The 21,577-nt window shown below is 69.3% G+C and carries 20 protein-coding genes and 2 pseudogenes; 17 read left to right on the forward strand and 5 right to left on the reverse strand.

The features are described 5' to 3' along the window. Positions 1–161 precede the first annotated feature (161 nt). From AMK16_RS33245 to AMK16_RS38690, 11 genes and pseudogenes are all read left to right on the forward strand, one after another. The gene (locus tag AMK16_RS33245) at positions 162–668 is read left to right on the forward strand and encodes a hypothetical protein (RefSeq protein ID WP_073921072.1); all 507 of its coding nucleotides are present in this window, start codon (positions 162–164) and stop codon (positions 666–668) included. After that, entirely contained in the window at positions 665–1,744 is a 1,080-nt protein-coding gene (locus AMK16_RS33250) for an MBL fold metallo-hydrolase (protein ID WP_073921073.1), read from the forward strand. Before AMK16_RS33245 ends, AMK16_RS33250 begins: the two co-directional genes overlap by 4 nt. Beyond that, complete coding sequence (locus AMK16_RS33255; protein WP_073921074.1) at positions 1,744–5,349, forward strand: CHAT domain-containing protein; 3,606 nt, start codon at positions 1,744–1,746, stop codon at positions 5,347–5,349. The genes AMK16_RS33250 and AMK16_RS33255 overlap by 1 nt, the downstream gene beginning before the upstream one ends. Before the next feature lie 17 nt (positions 5,350–5,366). Then, a complete protein-coding gene (locus tag AMK16_RS33260; protein ID WP_073921075.1) occupies positions 5,367–6,470 on the forward strand; it encodes a DUF2235 domain-containing protein in 1,104 nt (367 codons plus the stop codon). Positions 6,471–6,550: 80 nt separating this feature from the next. Then, a pseudogene (locus tag AMK16_RS35585) lies at positions 6,551–6,916 on the forward strand (SRPBCC family protein); the annotation flags it as partial. Positions 6,917–6,996: 80 nt separating this feature from the next. Then, positions 6,997–7,212, forward strand: a complete 216-nt coding sequence (locus tag AMK16_RS33270) for a hypothetical protein (protein WP_242439046.1) — start codon at positions 6,997–6,999, stop codon at positions 7,210–7,212. Positions 7,213–7,700: 488 nt separating this feature from the next. Continuing rightward, positions 7,701–8,567: a hypothetical protein gene (locus AMK16_RS33275; RefSeq protein ID WP_073921076.1), complete on the forward strand. Its 867-nt coding sequence runs from the start codon at positions 7,701–7,703 to the stop codon at positions 8,565–8,567. A 444-nt stretch (positions 8,568–9,011) separates the two neighbouring features. Then, positions 9,012–9,401 (forward strand): glycine cleavage system protein GcvH, encoded by a 390-nt coding sequence (gene gcvH / locus AMK16_RS33280; protein WP_073921077.1) that lies wholly within the window; start codon positions 9,012–9,014, stop codon positions 9,399–9,401. A 47-nt stretch (positions 9,402–9,448) separates the two neighbouring features. Continuing rightward, on the forward strand, positions 9,449–10,012 hold the full coding sequence (locus AMK16_RS33285) for a hypothetical protein (RefSeq protein WP_199885686.1): 564 nt from the start codon (positions 9,449–9,451) through the stop codon (positions 10,010–10,012). Between the two features lie 22 nt (positions 10,013–10,034). Continuing rightward, positions 10,035–11,057, forward strand: a complete 1,023-nt coding sequence (locus AMK16_RS33290) for an ATP-dependent DNA ligase (RefSeq protein ID WP_242439047.1) — start codon at positions 10,035–10,037, stop codon at positions 11,055–11,057. 478 nt (positions 11,058–11,535) lie between these two features. Continuing rightward, complete coding sequence (locus tag AMK16_RS38690; RefSeq protein ID WP_443333632.1) at positions 11,536–11,805, forward strand: cold-shock protein; 270 nt, start codon at positions 11,536–11,538, stop codon at positions 11,803–11,805. 387 nt (positions 11,806–12,192) lie between these two features. Here the strand turns inward: AMK16_RS38690 and AMK16_RS34635 are convergent, their stop codons facing one another. Next, positions 12,193–12,507, reverse strand: coding sequence for a hypothetical protein (locus AMK16_RS34635; protein WP_079191901.1), 315 nt, complete (start codon positions 12,505–12,507; stop codon positions 12,193–12,195). A gap of 118 nt (positions 12,508–12,625) precedes the next feature. Between AMK16_RS34635 and AMK16_RS33305 the strand changes: the two genes are divergently transcribed. Further along, on the forward strand, positions 12,626–12,940 hold the full coding sequence (locus tag AMK16_RS33305; protein ID WP_073921079.1) for a hypothetical protein: 315 nt from the start codon (positions 12,626–12,628) through the stop codon (positions 12,938–12,940). A 23-nt stretch (positions 12,941–12,963) separates the two neighbouring features. Here AMK16_RS33305 and AMK16_RS33310 read toward each other — a convergent pair whose 3' ends face one another. After that, entirely contained in the window at positions 12,964–13,560 is a 597-nt protein-coding gene (locus AMK16_RS33310) for a TetR/AcrR family transcriptional regulator (RefSeq protein ID WP_073921080.1), read from the reverse strand. Positions 13,561–13,717: 157 nt separating this feature from the next. Between AMK16_RS33310 and AMK16_RS33315 the strand changes: the two genes are divergently transcribed. After that, positions 13,718–14,044, forward strand: coding sequence for an antibiotic biosynthesis monooxygenase family protein (locus AMK16_RS33315; protein WP_073921081.1), 327 nt, complete (start codon positions 13,718–13,720; stop codon positions 14,042–14,044). A gap of 134 nt (positions 14,045–14,178) precedes the next feature. On the opposite strand, the gene AMK16_RS38435 is transcribed toward AMK16_RS33315, so the two are convergent. Together AMK16_RS38435 and AMK16_RS33325 are read right to left on the reverse strand one after the other, a co-directional pair. Continuing rightward, positions 14,179–15,675: an NADP-dependent oxidoreductase gene (locus AMK16_RS38435; protein ID WP_338014536.1), complete on the reverse strand. Its 1,497-nt coding sequence runs from the start codon at positions 15,673–15,675 to the stop codon at positions 14,179–14,181. A 121-nt stretch (positions 15,676–15,796) separates the two neighbouring features. Then, positions 15,797–16,504, reverse strand: coding sequence for a hypothetical protein (locus AMK16_RS33325; protein ID WP_073921083.1), 708 nt, complete (start codon positions 16,502–16,504; stop codon positions 15,797–15,799). A gap of 720 nt (positions 16,505–17,224) precedes the next feature. Here AMK16_RS33325 and AMK16_RS33330 point away from each other — a divergent pair. Beyond that, a pseudogene (locus AMK16_RS33330) lies at positions 17,225–18,443 on the forward strand (IS110 family transposase). 44 nt (positions 18,444–18,487) lie between these two features. Here AMK16_RS33330 and AMK16_RS33335 read toward each other — a convergent pair. Then, positions 18,488–18,787: a hypothetical protein gene (locus AMK16_RS33335; RefSeq protein ID WP_073921084.1), complete on the reverse strand. Its 300-nt coding sequence runs from the start codon at positions 18,785–18,787 to the stop codon at positions 18,488–18,490. An 868-nt stretch (positions 18,788–19,655) separates the two neighbouring features. On the opposite strand from AMK16_RS33335, the gene AMK16_RS33340 reads away from it, so the two are divergent. The 3 genes from AMK16_RS33340 to AMK16_RS38250 all read left to right on the forward strand — a co-directional run bounded on the left by AMK16_RS33340 (position 19,656) and on the right by AMK16_RS38250 (position 21,190). Further along, a complete protein-coding gene (locus AMK16_RS33340) occupies positions 19,656–20,387 on the forward strand; it encodes a DNA/RNA non-specific endonuclease (RefSeq protein WP_079191902.1) in 732 nt (243 codons plus the stop codon). A 32-nt stretch (positions 20,388–20,419) separates the two neighbouring features. Beyond that, positions 20,420–20,974, forward strand: a complete 555-nt coding sequence (locus AMK16_RS33345; RefSeq protein WP_079191903.1) for a hypothetical protein — start codon at positions 20,420–20,422, stop codon at positions 20,972–20,974. Positions 20,975–21,067: 93 nt separating this feature from the next. Then, the gene (locus tag AMK16_RS38250; RefSeq protein ID WP_274535401.1) at positions 21,068–21,190 is read left to right on the forward strand and encodes a hypothetical protein; all 123 of its coding nucleotides are present in this window, start codon (positions 21,068–21,070) and stop codon (positions 21,188–21,190) included. The last annotated feature ends 387 nt before the right edge of the window (positions 21,191–21,577 follow it).

Here is a 21,577-nt window from a genome sequence, read left to right on the forward strand (position 1 = left end):
GCCGGTCACCCCGCCGAAGGCTGCGTACGACAGCTCCTGACGGCCACTCGGGAGCCCGCCGCCGACCGCGCTCGGGATGCAGCCCGCGCCGTTGAGGCGTTGCATGGTCAGAGAGGCCTCCTCCACTCGGGGATCGACGTCCTCATGCTGCGGAGGCAGCCATGCCCACCATGCTCCGGATGCGGACCTGCGCCGTTGTCACCTTCGCGCTACTGAGCGTGAGCGGCGGTTACGCGTACGGCCTTCCCACAGCGACCAGCCACGCGACGGCGGACCAGCGCCTCGCCCCGACCCCGCCACCCGCGCCGTACCCCCTCACCCGCGCGCAGGCGCTCAACCTGCTCGGCGCGGGCACCCCCGTCGCGGGCCGGTACGGCGGCGGGTTCGAAGGACTCGCGACACAGACGACCGAGACGGCCTACCGGGAGGAGCGGGTCCGTCGCGAGAAGTGTGCGTACGTCTACGACACCTACAAGGACAAGGAAGTCCTGAAGTGTCATGACGAATACGTCACCGAGAAGGTGCCGTACGACAAGACGGTCTACCGGGCATCCGTCTACAACACGTATCTCGGCGAGTTCTCACACCTCACGTTCCCCTCGGCCGCCCAGGCCATCGGCTACATCTCCTCGTACGGCGTCACGGGCTGGCGCCAGGTGACGCAGTGACGACAGCCATCCGCATCGAGGTCCTGCCCGCGCGGCAAGGTGACTGCCTGCTCGTGGAGTGCCCGCGGGAGCCCGGGCCGCCCTGGCGCATGCTCGTCGACGGCGGACCCCCGGCCACGTGGCCGCTCCTGGAGCAGCGGCTGAGCCGGCTCCCTTCCGGCGGGCGGGACATCGACGTCGCCGTGGTGACCCACATCGACAGCGACCACATCGGCGGCATGATCCCGTTCCTGCGCAGCGAGTACGCCGAGCACGTCGGCGACTTCTGGTTCAACGGCCGTACCCATCTGCCCCGCACCGGGGTCAGGCGCGGCGTCGCACAGGGGGAGCGCCTGATGGCGGCGCTGCTCGGCGAGCCGGGTGGCCCCGAACTGCCGTGGAACCGTGCGTTCGCCGGCGGTCCGGTCGAAACCGGCTACGACGGGGGGTTCACGGAAGTGCCGACCCGGGACGGCCCGCGGATCACCGTGCTCTCGCCCACGCTCATACGCCTGCAGAGTCTGGGGCACGCCTGGTCCGAGACCGTTCGGAAGGCCAGGCGAGGACGTGCGGAGGAGGCGGGGCCCGACATCCTGGAACCCCTCGACGACGTGGTCTCCCTGTCCGAGGAGAAGACCTCCAAGGACCCGTCCGTCGCGAACGGGAGCAGCATCGCGCTGCTGGTCGAACACCGTGGAGCCGGCCTCGTCCTCGGTGCGGACGCGTTCGGCACCGTGCTCGGGACCGGTCTGCAGGCCGTCGCCGGGGCACGCGGCCTGGACACCCTCCCGGTGGACGCCTTCAAGCTCCCGCACCACGCCAGCAAGGGGAACGTGCTCGGGGCGCTGCTCCGTGCCGCCCCTGCCCGGCACTACCTCGTGTCCACCAACGGCGACCTGTACCACCACCCCGACGACGTGGCGCTCGCCCGCGTCGTGCTGGGCGCACCGAGCGGCGCGGCACTCTGGTTCAACTACCGTACGGACCGGACCGCCCGGTGGGCCGATGCGCAGCTGTGCGAGAAGTACCGCTACACCGCGCACTTCCCCGAGGACCCCGGGACCGGCGCGGTACTCGAACTACCGGCCCGGTCGTGATGCTCCCCGTACCCGCCCGCCCGGCGCTCGGCCCGCTCGTCCGCGAGGACCTGCAGAGCGCTCCCGGCCGCGCACGCGAGGCCGCCGAGGAAGTGCTCGCCCGGCGGCCGCACGACCCACGGGCGCAGCTCAACGCCTGCCTGGCTGCGCTGACCGCGGGAGAGCCCAAACGGGCGCTCGCGGGCCTCGACCCCTCCGACCTGGGGCCGCGGGTCACCGCGGCCCTCACCGCCTGGGCCATGCGGCTCGACGGCAACTGGTACCCCGGGGACGTCAGCGCGGAGTTCGGCATGGAGCTGGAGGGGGCGTTCGTCGAGACCCGGCCGGGTGAGACCGATGAGGAAACCATCGAGCAGGTGGTCCGGAACGGACCCACCGCCCTCTTCGCGCCACGCCGCCTGATCGAGGCCTGGCTGCGCGACGACGCCGTCAAGGGAGCGCAACAGGCGGCCGTCGCGGCCTGGACGGACCTGGACACCTTGTCGCGGTACGCCACCGCGCACGCCCTTCCGGACCTCACCACATGGGCCGTGATCGCCGGCGCCGACCTGGCCGCGCGGTTGGGCCTGCCGCAAGCCGAAGAGCTGCTCGCCGACGTGCGCGGGCGCGCAGCCGCCCTGGGGGACGACGGCCGCCTGGCGCTGACGTACCTGGTGGAGGGCGACTGGTACGCCGCCCCGGGAAGTTGCCCCGAAGCGCTCGGCTGGGATCTCGCGCCGCAGCACAACCCCGGCCGGTCGACCGCCGACCTGCGACGCGCGGCCGACTGCTACGGCCTGGCGGAGGGGCTGCTCGGCGCAGCGGACGTCCCGCGGCTCCGCGCAGCCCTCGCCCTGCGCCGGGCCTTCCTCGCGCGTGCGGCCGGAGACGCGGCGTCCCGACGCTGCCATATCAAGACGGCCGTGGCCGGCTTCGACGCCGCCGGCGACTCGGCCGGACACCACCTCGCGGCGATGCACGCTCTCGTCGGCGACATCGACGACGGGCGGCTGGCCGGCCATGCGCTCGACCTCGGAGGCGGATGGCACCGCCCCGCCCGGGGTCCCGTGGCGGACGCACTGGCGTGGGCGGAGACGGTCGGCAGCCGCAGCTGGTGCGTGGGCCTCGGCCGGCTCCTGGAGCGGTGCGGGGACCACTGGACGCACCACCGCAGTGTCGCGCGGTCGCGCATCGCCTACCTGGCCGCACTGCACCTGGTCTCGGTGGACCCCGCCTTCCCGTCGCAGACACTCGTGACCGCGGTGGCCGACGCCGACAACGAGAACAACCTCTCCACCAATGCGCTGCTGCGCCTCGAGCGCTCCCTGGAGCCGCTGTTCGCCGACACGTCGACCGAGAACCCGTACGCGTTCTCCCAGAAGCTCGACGCGTCCATCACGCTGATCTCGGCGCTGCGTCACCCGTCGCACGGCCCCGCGGCGGCGCGGGCAGCGGACCGGCTGGCCCTGCTCGGCCGACAACTGGCGGAAGCGGCCGACCGTTTTCACGTCTCCCTCCCGCCCGTCGAAGGGCCGGTCCCCACGGAGATGCGCGAGCAGCAGGCCGCGCTGGACGCCCTTCGGGGTGACGGCTCCCTCACAGCCCGGAGCGACCAGCTCCAGGCGGGCGCCCTCCTCTCACAGCACTCGTTCGTGGCGGCGGCGCGGCTCAACATCGACAGGACCGAGGTTTACGCGTCGCTGAACCGGGCGGAGGTCAGCCAGCACATCGGATGGCTCGCCGAGGCGGAGCGCTGGTTCGACCGCGCGATCGAGGCCGCGAGCAGACCCGGTGCCGAACCGCACCTGCTGCCCCAGGCGCTCGTCTCCGCCCAGCGGTTCGACGAAGCCCGCGCCGCGCTGCTCGCCCGCGGCCGGCAGATACGGGACAAGACCCAGCTGCTTCTGTGGCTGCGCGTCGGGGACTTCGACAACGCCCTCGCCACGCTCGCACGGATGGAGGAGGCCGGATACGCCGCGGAGAACTGGACGGACCTGCTGTCCGTGGCCCAGCTCCGCCTGGCCCGCGGCGAGCACACCGAGGCCCGGCGGATCGCCCTGGAGGCCGTCGCGGCGTTCGAGGACTCCGTACGGCTGCTGCTGCGGGACCCGGAAAGACTCGAGGCCTGCGACCAGCCCGAGGTGGCCGACCTGTACGGCGCCCTCGCGCTGACCCACCTCCCCGGCGAGGGCCCGCCCGCCACCGCCGACGCGGAGGCGTCCTTCGAGGCGGCCGAGCTGCTCCGGTCGCTCACCTCCGATTCCGGATCGGGCCGGGCCGATCCCGCGAGCAGGCGGACCTGGCAGCGCGCCGCGGCCCAGTACGCCGCGGCCGCCAACCGCCTCCTGGCGGGCAATCCCTCGGCCACCGGCGAACGACTGGCGGCCGGCTTCGCCGAACTCGACGCGCTGGACGCCGCCCTGGCGGCCGCCGAGCACACGGTGGACACGCAGGACTCCGGGATCCTGCTGCGCCGTACGGCCCGCCCGCCGCAGCCGCCCGCCGCACAGCTCAGACGACGCATGCCCGAGAACACCCTGCTGCTGGAATACCTCACGGTCGGGAACGGCCTCCTGTCGTGGGCGATGACCCGGGACACCGTCCGGCCCGCGCACGTTCCGGTCCGCCCGCCCCACCTCGCCCGCCTCGTGCGCGACTTCCACACCGGCTGCGCGGAGGGCCGCGCCCTCGCCACCGAGCTCACGCAGCTGCTCCTGGGACCGTTCACCGACCTGCTGCGCGCCTTCCCCCGCGTCGTCGTCGTCCCGTTCGGGCCGCTGAGCCTGGTGCCGTTCCACGCGCTGCCCCTCGACGGAACCCCTCTCGTCCTCAGCCACGTGGTCTCGTACGCCCAGCGGGCGGCCGGTATCGGCGAGCACGAGGGCGGACTCGACCGGCCCGTCCGCGCGACCCGCCCCCTGCTGGTCGCCGACCCGGCGTTCGATCCCGCCGCACACCCGCACCTCGAGCGACTGCCCGGCTCTCGAACCGAGGCCGCGGCCGTCGCGGAGGCGCTGGGCGTGCCGGCCGACGGCGTACTCGTCGGCCCCGCCGCCACCGAGGCGGCTGTGGGCGCCCGCCTCGACGACTGCGACCTGCTGCACGTGTCCAGCCACGGCCACCTCGACGAGTGGTCGCCGTTCGCCTCGTCGCTCGTTCTGGCCGGGCGCGACGAGCTCACCGTGGCCGACATCACCGGGCTGCGCTTCGCCACCGACCTGGCCGTGCTCACCGGATGTGACACCGGCCGCGGCAAGGCCACACTGGGCGGCGACCTGATCGGCCTGACCCGGTCCCTGCTGCGCAGCGGTGTCCGGCGCACCGTGGTCTCGCTGTGGCCGGTGGACGACGGGGTGGCGCCCGTCGTCATGGCGCGCTTCTACGCCGCCCTGGCCGACCGTGTGGCGCCGGCGGACGCCCTGGCACGAGCACAGCGCGCCGTGCACGCGATGAGCGCCGGACAACTGAGCGCCGCGTACACCGCCCTCGGGGGTGATCCCGACACGGACGTCCACCGGCGACGCGGCCGGGAGATCGACCCCGAGCTCCTGGACGAACACCGAGTACCCGAACCGATGGGCGGCGACGCGGAGCGCTATTGGGCGCCGTTCGTCATCGTCGAGTGAGATCACGGGAGGCCGTCATGACCGATGCTCCGCAGGACTCCGGGCGCAACCTCGTGCTGTGCCTGGACGGGACCAACAACGAACCGGAGACCGGCACCACCAACGTGGGCCGGATGTACGACCTCGCGGTCAAGGACGATCGGCAACTGGTCTACTACGACCCCGGCGTCGGCACGATGGGCGCGAGGGGCGCGGTCACACCATGGGGCAGGAAGGTCACCCGGTGGGCCGGACTCGTCGCGGGGTTCGGCGTCAAGGACAACCTCGAGGAGGCCTACACCTTCCTCATGCGGAACTACCGGAAGGGCGACCGGATCTTCGTCTTCGGGTTCTCCCGGGGCGCCTACACGGCCCGGGCGCTCACCGGAATGCTGCGCACGGTCGGGCTGCTGCGCCCGGGCACCGAGAACCTCGTGCCCTACGCGGTGAAGCTCTACGCCCAGGCCGGCGAAGAGAGCCCGACGAAAGAGCAGCGGAGCGAATACTTCCGGCTCCGACGGGAGTTCGCGCGCCAGTTCGGCAATCCCGATTTCCCCAACCCGTTCGACACGGGCCGCCGCCAAGTGCACTTCCTCGGCGTCTGGGACACCGTGAAGTCCGTGGGCTGGCTGAACTGGAAGGCGCGCATCGAGCAGGCCCGGTGGCCCTTCACCGCGAAGATCACCAATGTGGGAACCGCCAGGCACGCCCTCGCGATCGACGAGCGCCGGCGCCCGTACGAGGAGTACCGCTTCAACGCGGACGCCGTGGCCCAGTCCCGCGGCCATTACCAGGAGATGTGGTTCGCCGGCGTGCACAGCGACGTCGGGGGCCAGTACCGCGACGACCACGGCCTCTCCGACACCGCCTTCGCCTGGATGACGGAGGAAGCCGAGTCGTTCGGCCTGCGGGTCGACCCGCAGGCCTACCGGCGGCTGCTCGACGTCGGACACGGCGAGAAGCTCCCGGATGAACGTGCGCTCGGCACGCTCCACACCAACGAAAAGGCCTGGCGGCTCCTGGGGGGCTGGCGCGAGCGCCCCATCCGCCCCGGAGACCGGGTGCATCCCAGCGTGCGCTACCGCATCGAGGCCACCGCGGACAACGACCGTCCGTACGCGCCGAGCGTGCCCTCGGGCTGAGTGCCCCGCATGCGAAGTTACCGAGGGGTAGCCGCGGGGTGCGGTGGGACGGTAGCGTCGGCCGCCGAGAGGGGAGAGCCATGCCTCGTACGTTCACCGTGTCCGACAGCATCGTCGTCCACGTCAGTCCCGCCGACGTCTACCGGCACGTTTCCGATCCCGCCCGGATGGGCGACTGGAGCCCGGAGAACCTCGGCGCCACCGTCCACTGAGACGGCGGGGAGACCCGCGTCGGGACGGTCTTCGACGGGCGGAACAAGCGCGGAGCCTTCCGCTGGACCACGCGGTGCACGGTGACGGCGGTCGAGCAGGACCGGCTGTTCCGGTTCCGCGTGCACGCCATCGGCATCCGGCGTCCGCGGGTGCCCGGCCCCATCGCCACCTGGGAGTACCGGTTCGAGTCGGTCCCGGAGGGCACCCGGGTTCCATTCATCTGGGCAACGGACCCGGCTGGAAGGTCGGCGGTTGGCCCCCGTGGGGCCGCACCGACCCGAACCCCCGGTACTGCGCTGTGTGCGAGGTACAGATGGTCCTGCTACTGACGATCGCTTCCTGGGAGTGGGACGGCGGTGAAGGGCACAGCTGGGCGCCGCAGGAAGACCAGGCCGCAGCCCTTGCCTCCCACTACGCGGGCCAGGACCCCTCGCAGCCGACGAGGGTAGAAGTAGGCAGTACGGACAACATGCAGATCTACGTCTGTCCGGCCTCACCGGAGCATCCGCACACCGACCTGATCCAATGAGCTGTCCCAGCTGGCCTTACAACCCCCCTAACCCGTGACAGAAGGGCCGCCGAGTCGGAACGTCCTGAAAGAACACGCAGGTGAGGCGATCGATGTCGCCAAACGGGAGGAACGCATCATGTGCGCGCGTTTCCGCAGGTGAGAGGCGTCCAAGATTTAGCGCGCTAGTTGTCCATCCAGGCCAAGTAGGGCGCTAAGTCACAGCTGTGACTGAGCACTACATCTGTCCAATGAGCGCTGGACTTGTCGTGCTGTGCACACTGGTGCGCCAGCCATGAGGCCAGCCAGGTCGATCCGCAGTCACCATGGGGGCAGCGCGGCGAAAGGGTTTGTCACGACGTCGGACGTCGACGATGATCACCGCATGACGACCAGAAAGGGCCATGCCGTCTAGGCGCCCCGCTCCCCTCTCCACCGCTCGCGCGCCGCCGCCCGCCGCTCACCGCAGCGCCCGATGGCCGTGACCGCCCACCCAGGAGAGCCCGCCCGTGCAGAAGACCGCCCTCGTTCCCTACGCCCACCTCCCCCGAGCGCACCACGATCGCCACGTCCTGACCAGTACCGTCGACGTCTTTGGCGTCGCCCACTGGCTGCTTGCCGATCGCGCTCCGCAGCCCGGCGGCGATGTCCTGCCCTTCGACACCCTCGTGGTGTCTGTCCATCCGGGCGGAACCGTCGAACTCACCGAGCTGAGCGCCGTGCGGGCCCGCTGGCCGCACCTGGACCGCCTGCCCGACGGCGGGTTCGTCGTCGCCGCGTCTCGCGCCCGTCGGTACGAGGACGGGAACCAGGTTCAGGTCTTCGACCCGCTCGGCCGCGAGACGTCGTCCTTCTCCGTCGGAGACGCCATCGAGCACCTGCTAGTGGACGAGGCCGGCCACATCTGGGTCGGGCACTTCGACGAGAACCCGTCCGGCATCCGTCGCTGGAGCACCACAGGCCACCCCCTGTGGACGTCGGACGGTGCCGACATCCCCGGTCTCTTCGACTGCTACGCCCTCAACGTGTCGGGCAACACCGCCTGGGCCTGCACCTACACGGACTTCCCGCTCGTCGAGATACGCCCCAACCGACCCGACCGGTCAGTGAGGGTCTGGGCAAACCAGGTTCGGGGCGCCAAGGCAGTGGCCGTTCACGGAGATCAGGTGGCCTTCTACGGCGGCTATGGCGAGGAGCAGGACCGGCTCGCTCACGGCAAGCTCACTGAATCATCGGTCAAGCCAACGGACGTCGGCCTGCTCACCCTGCCCGATGGCAGCGCCCCGGGCCACCGACGGGTTGTCGGCCGAGGAAGCAGGATCTACGTCCAGGCCAAGCCGTTCACAGCGTGGGGTGTGTTCGACCTCAGCAGCTGATACCCGGCGCTGGAGGGGCGCACCAGCGAGGGTCAGAGGGTCTTCGACCGGTTGATCGAATCTCCTCTGCTGCGCTGAGTCCTTAACGCCGCAGCGGGCCCGCGGTCGAGGCATCCTTCCAATCCCGACACGAGCAGGCGGGCCAGCTTGCGCTCGGCGTCACCGTCGGGCCGAATCTGTGCATCAGAGTTGTCCATCCGAGCCAGGTACAGCGCTAAGTCACAACGGCACAGTTTGCGAATGGACGCCATAGCCTGCGAACGCCCACGCGCTGATCACTCTGTGCGTTCAAGATGATCGCGGTCTGGCCGCTCCAAGTCGGCCGGCTGCGCGTCTTCAAGGGTTGTTGACGCCTCGTCAGTTACATTACTGAAATCCGGTCGATCTTTCGTGATATCGAGCATGCTGAGTCTGCTGATCAACTAGGACAACTGTGGAGTGAGCATGTCGAATATTCCGGCTGATCTGCGGTATACCGAGTCGCATGAGTGGGTGCGGTCGGAGTCGGACGGCACGTTGGCGGTCGGGCTCACCGATCACGCTCAGCAGGCGCTTGGCCCGGTGGTGTTCGTGGAGCTGCCGGAGGTCGGCAAACCCGTCGCGGCTGGCGATGTCGTCGGTGCCGTCGAGGCGGTCACGGCCCAGTCGGACATCCACGCGCCGGTCGGCGGCGAGGTGATCGCCGTGAACGAGGAGCTGTTCTCCAAACCGCATCTCATCAACACGGGGTACTGGCCCCACGAGGCGTGGATCTTCAAGATCAGGCCGTCGGACAGTTCCGAGCTCGGGAGGCTCCTCGACGCTGCCGGCTACAAGGCGGCCATCGGCGAGTGAACTGCGCCACCACAATGCCTCGGGCCGGGTTCGGCTGTCACTCGGTGATGCGCCAGCACGAATACCTGGTCGCCCTCAAGGCCGAGAACGGCCTCCTGACCTTGGACACCCTGCACTGGGCCGACGAGATCAGAGACCCGCAGAAGGAGATCGACAACCTGCCGGGAAAGGCGAGGGCCTCCGACAAAGAGCTGACCATGGCCGAGCAGCTCATCGAAGCCCTGACGATGAAGTGGGACCCGGAGCAGTTCCACGACACCTTCCAGGGGAAGGTCGCCGCCATGATCGAGGCCAAGCAGGCCGGCGAGACCGTCGAGAAGGCCGAGGTCCCGGTGGAGCCGACCGGTGTGGTCGACCTCATGGAGGCGCTGCGCGCCAGCGTCGAGCGGGCCGGGAGCCCGAAGGCCACCGGCGGCAAGGCGACCACTTTCGGTAAGGCCGCCGAGAAGAGGCCTGGGGCGAAGAAGCGGATCCGCTCCGCGCCGAAGGAAGACTTGAGCGGACTGTCGAAGGCCGACCTCTACAAGAAGGCCGCCGCCGCCGACATTCCCGGCCGCTCGCACATGACCCGCGATGACCTCGTGAAAGCACTGTCCTCATCCCGGACGTAAGCGCGAAAGGGAGGCATACAGGGTGGCGTTGCGACCGCCGGTGGAGCCGATGCTGGCGCAGGCCGTGGAGTCGGTGCCGGGCCCCGGCGTGTTGGGAGAGCTGGCGTTCGAGCAGAAATTCGACGGCTGCCGGACCCTGCTGTTCACCCCCACCGGGCCGGACAGTGGCCTTCAGCTGCAGACCCGGCGAGGGTCGCTGATCCAGGACCGGTTCCCCGACCTCGTTGCCGCGGCGGACAAGCTGCCCGACGGCCTGGTCCTGGACGGGGAGCTTGTCGTCTGGGACACGAAGGCGGGTCAACTGTCCTTTGAGGGGTTGCAGCGCCGCACCGCTGCCCGCGGCCGCAGCGCACGCGGGCTCGCCGCGTCCCTGCCCGCCTTCTTCATCGCGTTCGACGTCCTGCAGCAGGACGGAAGCGAACTGATCAGCTACCCCTACCGCCAACGCCGCCTCCGCCTGGAAGCACTGTTCGCCGGGCACCGGCTCACATCCCCCTGGACGCTGTGCCCGATGACAACGGACCTGATCAAGGCACAGCAGTGGCTGGAAGCCTGGACCGAGATCTCCGGCCTCGAAGGCATCGTGGTCAAAGCAATGAACCAGCCCTACCGACCAGGACACAGAGGCTGGTACAAACTGCGTCGCCGGAACACGACGGAGGCGATCATCGGAGCCATCACCGGCACCCTGATCCGACCACAGCTCCTCCTCCTGGGCCGCCGCGACGCGCACGGCCGCCTCCGCTCGATCGGCCGCACGGCCCCGCTGCGTGCCGAGATGGCGCGCCTGGTCGGAGGCAACCTGATCGCGGCCGATGCCGGACACCCCTGGGAGGGCTGGCGGTTCGCATCGGCGTGGGGGAGCCGGGACATCCTGGATGTCACCCTCGTCCGCCCCGACCTCGTGGCCGAGATCAGCGCCGATACCGCCGTCGACCGAGGAGGAGTCTTCCGGCACGCGGTCCGCTTCAAACGGTTGCGCCTCGACGTGACCGTGGAGGAGGTACCGCTGTTCAGTGCCGGTCCGAGCGCCGCAACTGGCTGAAGAGTCTGGGTGAGCACCTGCACGGAGGGGGAGGTGAGGCAGGTGCCCACGGACGACGGCCGGGGGGCCGCTCAGCGCGCCGGCCGCCGTCTCCAGCGTAAATTCACCAGGCGCTCGGAGTCACGTGCCAGGCGTGGCGGCCGTGCTTCATGGGCGGGGGTGCGGGCGGTCCCGTAGGGGCCGGAACCTGTCATTCGGCCCACACGCGTTGTCCAGATGCTTGCCACGGCGAGAGCCGCAGCGCTGCTCAGCGGATCCGGCCCAAGCCACAGCGCGGCAGCAGCCCGCCCCCCATCAGCCCGGTCCGGGCGGTGCGCTCGCCTCGCGCAGAGTCCGGATCGACGGCGGGGGTACGGTCCGCGCCCACGGCAAGCGCGCGGACCTGCATCCGTCGCCCAGTACGTACCGGCCCTCCTCCGCCGCCGGCCGTCTTTTCGCCGTCCCGATCGCCCGCAGTCGGCAGCGCTGGCGGCCACGCATGCCATGTGACGGATGCCGGTCTGAACGTCGGCCGGAATCAGGCGTTGGCGCCGACGGGAGCCTGTCCCGGAATTTCGGCGGGTGCTGGCCCGGACGGCGATGGCGCCTTGCCGCCGGCACTCCGCAGGGCGGGGGCGATGACCTGTTCGTCCACTTCAGGGCGATCGAGTCCGACGGCTTCAAGAGCCTCAAGGAAGGCCAAATCGTCAGTTTCGTGGCTGAGCAGGGCCAGAAGGGCATGCAGGCCGCGCAGGTCCGCCCCGAGTAGCCCGCGCCGTGGGGGCTGGGAATCGCTGGGGCGGTCGCCAATACCCCGCCGCGACTGACTCTCCGCAGGTCGGGGTGACTGTTCCAGAATTCTGGAACGGCCCCCAGATCCGGTTACCGGGCCCAGTCGACGCCGAGTTCGGCGAGCGCGCGGAGCTGCGCCTGGTCGAGCTTCCATGCCCGGGTCTCGGCCGTGAGGCTTGGCCCTGGTAGCGGTCAGGGTCCGGCGGATGGGTGCGTGATGGCGGGGGAGCTGGGCGGTCTTCCGGTGCTCTGCATCCGATGCAGAGCATCGAGTGGAGTCCACCGGGTGGCCTCCGCTCCGCCCGCGCGAGGGCCTCCAAGACCTTGCCGCGCCGCGGGGCCGGCTGCTGCTGCTCGTGATCGCTCATGTCCCCAAGGACGCCACGGCGCCCCTGTGGACAAGGGACGTCGTGGGGAGGCCGGTCGAGGCCACCGTTGCTGTGTGTGTGCATCCTTCGTCCGTGGCCTCGACCAGGTCCGGCCGCTCGCCGTTCGCCCGGTGGACGACCCGCACCAGGTTCTTCTGCCAGAGAGAGACCGACGCCCCGTAGAGCGCGAACTGCTCGTCTGCCCAGGCGACGCGGACCGGGTCGTCCTCCGGGGCGTGCACCTCGGGCGGGACAGCCTGGGTGAGTGCGGGGAAGGACGTGGACATCGCGGTCGGGGCGGTCTTCTGCACTCAGACGAGGAATAGGGGTGTAGCCCGTTTGGTATTGCCTGTCGGGCGTTGGCCGGTGGGGTGGGCGAGTGTGGTGGGGTCACCCGTTTCGTGCTGTGTGTCAGGGAAGGATCCACCTATGCCGTTTACCGAGGTTGTCACCTTCCGGCTGAGGGAAGGGGTGCGGACTGAAGATTTCCTGGCTGCGGCATTTCGGATGGACCGGGAGTTCCAGCCGACTCAGCCCGGCTATCTGCCGGGCAGTCGTCGTACGCTCCGCTCGCCTGACGGCACGTGGATGATCTCGGTGGACTGGGAGACGGTGCAGGATTCGGAGAACTCCCAGGCCGCGTTCGCTGACGCGGGGGAAATCACCGAGGCGTACCTGGGCGCCATGGACCCTGACAGTGCCCGGATTGAAACGTGGGAGCTCTTCATCCCTCCGGCGCAGTAGGCCGCAGGGTATAAAGCGCCTGGTCAGGTCCGGTGCTCCTTGCGTTGCGGGCCGACGGGTGCGCTGCTGGAGGTGAACGTGGCGGCGAGATCTTCGATGAACTGGTCGGTTACGGGTTCGCGGGAGATGAAGCGCCGGAAGAGTACGGGTCCGCACAGGCGGGCGTACTCGTCGGCGTCCACGCTCACCCCGAACGGTGCCAGGAGTTGGTTGAGGGCGTCGCGGCGGTTGGTGACCAGGCGGTTCAATGCCTGGTCGCTTTGGGGGTCGTGGTCGGCCTGGGCGGCGAGCATCATCAGTGCGCTCGCGTTCGCCTGGGCCTCCATGCCGGCGCGCAGGCTGCGCAGGAAGGCGGCGGCGATCTGCTGCGGGGTGCCGGAACCGTCGGGGTACTCGGTGGGCGGGCCCTCAAGGAGCAGGTCCATGAACAGGCGCTCGCGGCTGGGCCAGTGCCGGTAGAGGGTCTGGCGCGTGACGCGCGCCCGGGCGGCCAGTTCGGTGTAAGTGACCGCGTCGGGGCCTCGGGTGGTGAGCAGTTCGCGGGCGTGGCCGAGCACGTGGGCCCGGGTCCGCTCGATGCGGGGGTCGGTTCTGGCGGCAGCGCCGACTTCGTCAGTCATGAGTGAATCATACAAGCCCATCGCTATCATACGACTCGTTCCATAACTACGGGTGTTCGCTCCGGGTCTCCCGCCTCCGGTATCTCGAGCTGGGTCCCTCCGGTGCATCACCCCCGCCGATGCGCCATGCGCGCTCCCGCGAACCGAGGGAAACCCAATGATCACGATCGACAAAGACGCCGACACGCTCACGGTCATGATCGTGTTCACTCTCGAGGCCTCCGATCAGCCGGCCCTGCTGGAAGCCATCCGCACGTTCGTCCAGGACGTGGTGCGCCACCAGCCGGGCTTCGTCTCCTCCACCGTGCACGTCAGCGATGACGGCACACGCATCATCAACTACGCCCAGTGGGAGAACCGAGACGCCCTCGAAGCCTTCCGGGCAAACCCCGACGCCATGAACCGGCGCGGTGACATCATGCGCTTCGACCAGGAGAGCCACACCTACCGGATCGCCTTCCAGTCAGAGCGCCTCGCTCCCTGAGACGGCGCGGCCGTTTGCCGGCAGCCCTCCCGGGACGAGCCGCGGGAGGCTGCCGCCCCTCACGGGATACGCGGTACAACGATGGGCCGCACAGAGCAGTCTCTGTGCGGCCCCGCCGCCGGCCGGATCCCGCCTCAGGGGAGAAGAACGATCTTCCCGCGGTTTCGGCGGGTGTCGATGTCGGCGTGCGCCCGGGCCGCTTCGGCAAGCGGGTAGGTACGCCAGATCGGGACAGTGAGCTTGCCGGCGGCGGCCAGCTCGGCCAGTTCCGGCAGCGCTTCGGGAGCACGGTCGGAGGGGTCCATCCCGGTGAAGCGCACGCCGTATTGGGCGGCGCTCATGTCGGCGAGGGTGATAACGCGCTCCGGACCACCGGCCAGTTCGATGGACTGGGGCAGCACGCCCGCACCGGAGGTGTCGAGCACCGCGTCAATCCCCTGCGGCGCCGCGGCGCGCACCCGCTCGACCATGCCGTCGCCATAGAGCACGGCGGTGGCGCCGAGCCCGGTGACCCGCTCCAGGTCGGCCGCCCCAGCCGTGCCGATCACGGTGACGCCGCGGGCGACGGCGAGCTGGACGGCAATCGCGCCCACACTGCCCGCGGCGCCATGGATCAACAGCGTCTGACCGCCGCGCACGTCGAGGTGCTTCAGGGCGCGGAAGGCAGTCTCCCCGACGGTCGCAAGCGCGGCCGCCACCTCCCACGACAGCCCCTGCGGCTTGACGACCGGCCCGCCCAGCAGTGCGTACTGCGCATACGCCCCGCCCGTGGCCACACCGAAGACCTCATCACCCAGGGCAATGCCGCTCACCGCGTCCCCGACGGCGTCCACGACACCGGCCACATCCATTCCCGGGGTGATCGGGAACTCGGCCGGGAACACCCCGGCCAGCTCGCCGCGGCGGATCTTGTTGTCCAGCGGGTTCACCGCCGCCGCCCGGACCCGGACCCGGACCTCGTGCGCGGCAGGCTGCGGCATGTCGACCTCGGAGAAGGTGAGCACCTCCGGGCCGCCGAAGCGCGTGTACGTGATGGCTGACGGCATGAGAACCTCCCAGAGAAACAAAATAAGACGATCTGTAGTTAAACATACAGGACGTATGATTGTCGAGCCACGTCGAGGCCGCGCCGGGCCGGGCCCCCTCATCGGGGTCAGGCGGAAGGAAAGGTGGTCATCGGCGCGCCTGCCCAGGTGGCTCTGTCCGCGTTCCACTGCATCAGCAGGCGGGCGGGCAGGTCCCGGCGCTCCACGACGCGGACCGCCACGGGGTTGATCCACACACCTCACGCGCCGACCCCGGTCAACGAAGCCGCGGGCCTCGAGCCGGTCCACCGCTTCTGTGAACTCGCTGGGCGTCAGGAAGAACGACGGCGCGAGCAGGAACCCCAGCTGGTAGTTCCTGATCTCCGGCGGCTCCTCCGGCCGGTGCAGCTCCGCCTGTTTCAGGGCCAGCCACAGCAGAGCGGTGGCCTCGTAGGGGGAGGAGGACAGCTCCCGGAGCACGTCCTGGTGCAGCGCCACGAACTCGCCCTGCACCCGGCCCACGTCGACGGCCTCACTCGGCTCCTGCGCCAGGCCGTCGACACCGTCGGAGCCCGCAGCACGCCCGGGGGCGGCCGGTGCTTCCACTGCGACGGCACCGGCCCTGCCCACCCGCTGTGGGAGCTGGTACCCGGCAAGCCTGAGCACCCTGGGCAAGCCCAAGGCGACCCTGGGCAAGCCCTCCACGCGGGCTTGCCCAGGGGCCGGATTACGCCATCGCGGCGGCCACGGTCTCCAGGACGACGAGCTGCTCCGGGTCGACGGGGACGCCGTCGGCCTGACGCAGCGAGCGGAGAGTGCTGCCGTCGGCGCACAGCCTGCACAACCCGGCCAGGGGGAACGGGGTGGCGCCGATGAGGGTGTGCGAGGAGGAGCTGTCGTAGACGGGCCGGTAGCAGCCGGGGCACGGCAGGCAGTCATCGACTCCGTCTCCGGCCGGCGCGTCCGGGCCGAGCTGCGGCACGATCAGCAGGAGGTTCTCCCCGGCCTCGGCCCACAGCCCCATCGGCCGCTCCGCGGACCGCTCGAAGACCACGTCACCGTCCGGGCCTTCGCCGGAACGGACCCGGGCCAGCGTGCCGACGCCTTCGGCGGGGTGGTTCGGGAGGAACGCCAGGACGGTCTTGGCGCCGGGCTCCTCGCTCACGCTGTAGACGTGCCCGCGCCCGGCCTTCATGGCCGCGCCCATCCCGTTCAGGCCCTGGCCGCCGTCGTCGTTGCGCAGGCGCAGCTGCCACGAGGCCGGGGCCCCGTCGATCTCGGCGGGAGAGGAGGTGATCAGGATGCCGTTGCCGGACCGGCGGACGTCCAGGTGCTGCATCCCGCGGACGGAGTGGAACGCGGTGCCGAACCACTCCGTCGGCCGCCCGCCCTCACCACGCGGCGCGCGCGGCTTGTGCAGCTTGTGTCGTCCCATGCCCTGCCTCGCAGACGTGATCCGTGCACGGGCCGATCGGCCCGCTGAACCCACAACCGCTGCCCGGCGACCCAGGCACGCCACAGGCCCGGCCTCCACCCATTCAGCGCACCTGGGCAAGCCTCCCCATCCGGGAGGGCCGCCGGACTCATCCCGACTCGCAGAAGGGTTGCACCGGAAGGGGGCTGGAGAGGTGTTTGCACGGGTGCACTAGGCGGGGGACCGCAGGTGTGACCGTGAGTGGGACCCCCCGAATCTGGTGATCTTGCATTCGTGCAGGTCAGATGCCATGGGCAAGCCCCCTTCGGGAATCGACACCTCTAATTCGATAGCAATTAGAGGTTCTGGATCTCTGACGGGCCTGGCGGACGCTGTCTGCCTGGGCAGGACGTGTGTGGTCCGGTCGGTGCCGTGGTGACCCCTACGACACCTCCGACCGATCAGGTCTGTGGAAAGACCGGTGGCGCCGTGGTGCCGGCCGGTCCTCTCACGTTCTGCCCCCACGGGCCCGTCGGGTTCGGGATCCTCGACGGATGAGCTGCCGTACGGTGACGCGTTTTTCCTCACGAGCTTCGAGCTCTGGACACGGCGTGCGCCCGTGCGGTCCAGCGGTGCCGCGCACGGCTGATGAGGTGGCGGGCCTTGGAGCCCTGGAATTAGTGCGCCGTGCGGCCCCGCGTGCTCGCCTTCGAGAACAGCACGGGAGAAGGGGCGGGATCCATGGACGTGTTCTGCGGGATCGACTGGGCGGAAGGGCACCACGACGTCGCGATCATCGACAACACTGGCAAGCTGCTGGCCAAGTCTCGAATCGACGATGACCTGGACGGCTACCAGCTGCTGCTGGACCTGATGGCCGACCATGGCGACAGCGCCGAGACGCCGATCCCGGTGGCTATCGAGACCAGCCGCGGCCTGCTGGTCGCCACCCTGCGGACTGGGGCCCGGCAGGTCTTCGCGATCAACCCGATGGCGGCCTCCCGCTACCGTGACCGGCACGGCGTCTCCCGCAAGAAGTCCGATCCCGGCGACGCCCTGGTCCTGGCGAACATCATCCGCACGGACATGCCTATGCACCGGCCCCGCCGACAGCGACCTGGCCCAGGCCATTGCCGTTCTCGCCCGCGCCCACCAGGACGCCGTCTGGAACCGGCAGCAGATCGCCAACCAGCTCCGCTCTCTCCTGCGCGAGTACTACCCCGCTGCTCTGGAGGCATGGCGCCACAAAGCAGGCGGACTGACCCGGCCGGACGCGCGGAAGATCCTCGCCGCCGCACCCACCCCGGCCATGGCCGCTGAGCTGCCGCTCTGGAAGCTCCGGGTGATGATGCACAACGCGGGCCGCCAACGCGGCATCAACGAGGACGCCGAGCGGATCCACACGCTGTTCCGGCAACCGACCGCCCGCCAGCTGCCCGCGGTGGAGGAAGCCATGGGCATCCAGGCCAAGGCCCTACTGGTCCAGCTGAACGCAGTCTGCAAGGCCGTCGACGAGCTCGCCAAGGCGGTAGAGCGGACCTTCCGGAGCCACCCCGACGCGCCGATCATGCTCAGCTTCCCCGGCATCGGCCCCGGGGTCGGAGCACGTCTCCTGGCCGAGATCGGCGACGACCGCACGCGCTTCACCACCGCCGGCGGACTCAAGGCATACGCGGGAGCGGCCCCGATCACCCGGGCCTCGGGCAAACGCAAGTACGTCGGACGGCGCTTCGTGAAGAACAACCGGCTCAACCACGCCGGCTACCTATGGGCCTTCTCCACCCTCACCCACTCGAAGGGCGCCAACGCGCACTACCGGCGACGACGCGAGACAGGAGACTGGCATGCCCAGGCCCTGCGGCACCTGTTCAACCGCATGCTCGGACAGCTCCACCACTGCCTCCAGACCCGCGTCCCCTTCAACGAATCCATCGCGTTCCCACAGCCCGCTGGGACCTGATGGGGCACGTTGGAACTCTGATCACGGTGGCGTGAATCCTCAGGTCAGCGGCGGGCCCATACGCGCAGGATCCTGCTTGCTTCGTTGCTGATCGAGTCGTCGGCATCCGATACCAACACCGAGGACAGTTCCTCGAGCTGTGCGAGACCTTCCTCGGACTGACAGCAGACGTCATTGATTGCACCATCGAGGTAGTCACTGGTGCCGTCGTCCGCGCTGCTGAGCGCCACCAGGACCATGCGCAAACCGCAGATGTCCCCCCGCTCGAGCAGAGCCTCCGCCGTCTCGCGAGTGACAGCGGTGTCTTGGCCGTCCAGCAGCAGCCGATGCAGTACGTCAGCCACTCCGGCTTCCTCTGCCGAGCCTGCCAGACGCCGACCTGCTGCCGCTCTGACGGACCATGATGCCGAGCGAGCGTCCTGAAGGGCTGAACTCAACTCGTTGTCGATTTCGGAGCGGGTCATGGCCTCCATCCTGGCACGACAGCTTGGACACCTCGGCTCGCCTTCACAATGGCGGCCAGAGCCGCCTCCGGAGGCCCTCATTTCACCCGCTGTCTTGACCTCTTAGCCGCATGAGGTGTCTTTCCTCGCGATAGCCGAGGGGAGAGGTCTATCCGTATCCCGGGGGCCAGCGGCCGGGCGGAGGGGTACATATGTACCTGTAGGGCTCGTGAACGGATCCGGTGGCGCCTCGTCGTGGAAGGGCCCGGCAGATCGTGGACGGGTACGCGCCGCTCAAGGTGACCTTGAGGCAGGTCATGTACCGCGTCGCAGCCGAGGGCGTGCTGCCGCACACGCCGCCGATGTACCGGCGGCTGTCTCGCGGCTGACCCAGGGCCGGCGGGAGGGCCGCTTCCCCGTCCTGATCGACACCATCCGCGAAGTCCACGTCCCGCCGGCCTGGCCGAGCGCGGGCGCGTTCGTCGCCGAGATGCCCGAACTGCACGGTCCCGTCCTCGGTCCTTAGAACGACCGCTACCGTGCTCCTCGCCGGTGCACCACTTGTGGCGGTGGCGGTGGCGGTGGCGGTGGCGGTGGCGGTGGCGGCCGTGGCGGTTTTGACGCCCTTCGCAAGGTCGTCAAGCTTGTCCGCCCCGTAATCGATCAGAACCCGAACAACGGTAAGGACGCTCGTCCAGCCCCCGATCACACCCCCAAGCCCAACTGGGACCCGAGCAAGGGCAACTGGCAGCCTGGAGACGGCGTCGGCATGCTCACCAGCGCCTTGGACCTCCTCAACATGCTGCTGGGGACAAATCCGGACTACACGCCGGACCAGACTCCGAGTACGCACAATGCACCCGGCGCGGCCCCGGGTACGGGCAACGGTCAGGATGACTCGCGTGACTGCCGTAGAGGCGGCAAGGGCTGGATCGATCCCACGAACGTCGATGCATCGAACGGCAACCGGGCTGTCAAAATGGATGGCTGCCTGGACCCGACGATCGTCAAAGGTGGGTCGGCAACGAACAACCAGGTCCGGCCCCCGGGGTACGAATGGGCTCGTCGTACAGCAGGCTGGCTCGGCCTGAGTCCCGAACGAGCGATCAACAACTGCCACCTCATCGGAAATGACCTGGGCGGCTCGGGAACCGATCTGAGGAACCTTGCCACCTGCTCGCGTCAGGCAAACGTAAAGGTCCGGGGCGCTGGAGAAATAACTGACCACATGCGCAGCTATGAAGAGAGGGTCCGCCAGGCTGTTGACAGCGGCCAGATCGTGCGCTATACCGTCGAACCCCAATACGCCGGAAGTCGCACGGTTCCGACGGGGTTCAGCATCACGGCACGCGGATGGAACCAAAATGGAGCCCCGGGCATAAATATCAACGCAATTGTGCCGAATTCTATTTACAGCCCGAAATATGACCACTGGCGTAACCTGGGGCTCTTCAACGACACCGGAACCACCAACCCCATACCCACTGGAGGTATACGTTGACAGGGGATCCCGAAACTGGCGGCCTCGCAGGGTTGCTCAAGCTCATGCCCTCAACTGACGGGCAGGACGAGGAGGTGGACTGGGATGCGATGGCGAGGCTGTGGGGCACCACCTTCCCTGCTGACTACGTCGCGTTCATGGCCGTGTACGGCGCTGGCAGCATCAGCGAATCCTGTGCGGTGCTTCGTCCCAAGCCGGCGTTCGCAGGCCACGAAAGCGACGTTGAAGAGGAAACCGCCAACGCCCGCGACGGGTGGCCCGACGCCGGATCCGCAGAATTGACTCGGGACGCAAAATGGCCTGTCATCGCCTGGGGAGTAACCGTGGCAGGCGATATTGCCTGCTGGCGCACCACTGCGGAGAATCCTGACAACTGGACCGTCGCGGTCTTCAGGGCGAGCGGTTTGCGGCCTTGGCGCGAGTACGCTTACGGAATGACAGAATTTCTGCGCTTGACTTTCACCGGGGCATTGGAAGAGTGTCCTTTCGATGATTCGACGCTCTGGAACAGGGCCCCGCAGAAGTTCGTGCATTGGCGTGAGCAACTGAGGTTGCTCGGAGTGGATGACCCCTGGACCGACCAGTAGCGGACGCAGGGAAGGGTTACTGATGGGCCTCGCACTGTTCACAGTGCGAGGCCCATTGACGTGTAGGACTGGACCTGTCGCACCGCGGCGCATTTGCCCCACCTGGTACTGGAACAGCTGCTGTTCTGGCTGTGCGGCCAAGGCCTGGCCGAGCGCCTCATCGACGGCTCCTACGTCCCATTCCGGGGCCGGCGCTTGGACGGCCGCGCGGCGTGAGGCTGGTGCGGGTTCGGATGTGCTTGCTGTCCACGGGCTGGCCGGCCGAGGCGATGACATCGAGCACGGATCAACCGCAGTGGGACCTGCGGCGGTGTGTCAGGCCGGTGGGCGGCCGCGCGGCAGACGGACACGTCCGGGTCCTCGTCCAGCTGCCGCCCTGCATGATCCGGTAGGTCCCTGGTGGCCGCTGCTTCTCGTCGGAGCACCGCAGCTGCCCTGCAGGTAGGTCACCATGTCCGGGCCGGTGAGTAGCGCCAGCTGCACGGTGACCGGCCGGGTCCGCCAGGTGGCGGCGACCGTTGCGCGCACCTTGGGATCGGAGGCCGTATCGAGTTGCGTTGGCTCTTGGTCGTAGGCCTCGACTAGTGCTGTGACCGGGAAGGT

The organism is Streptomyces sp. CB00455 (assembly GCF_001905445.1).
Taxonomy (GTDB): Bacteria; Actinomycetota; Actinomycetes; order Streptomycetales; family Streptomycetaceae; genus Streptomyces.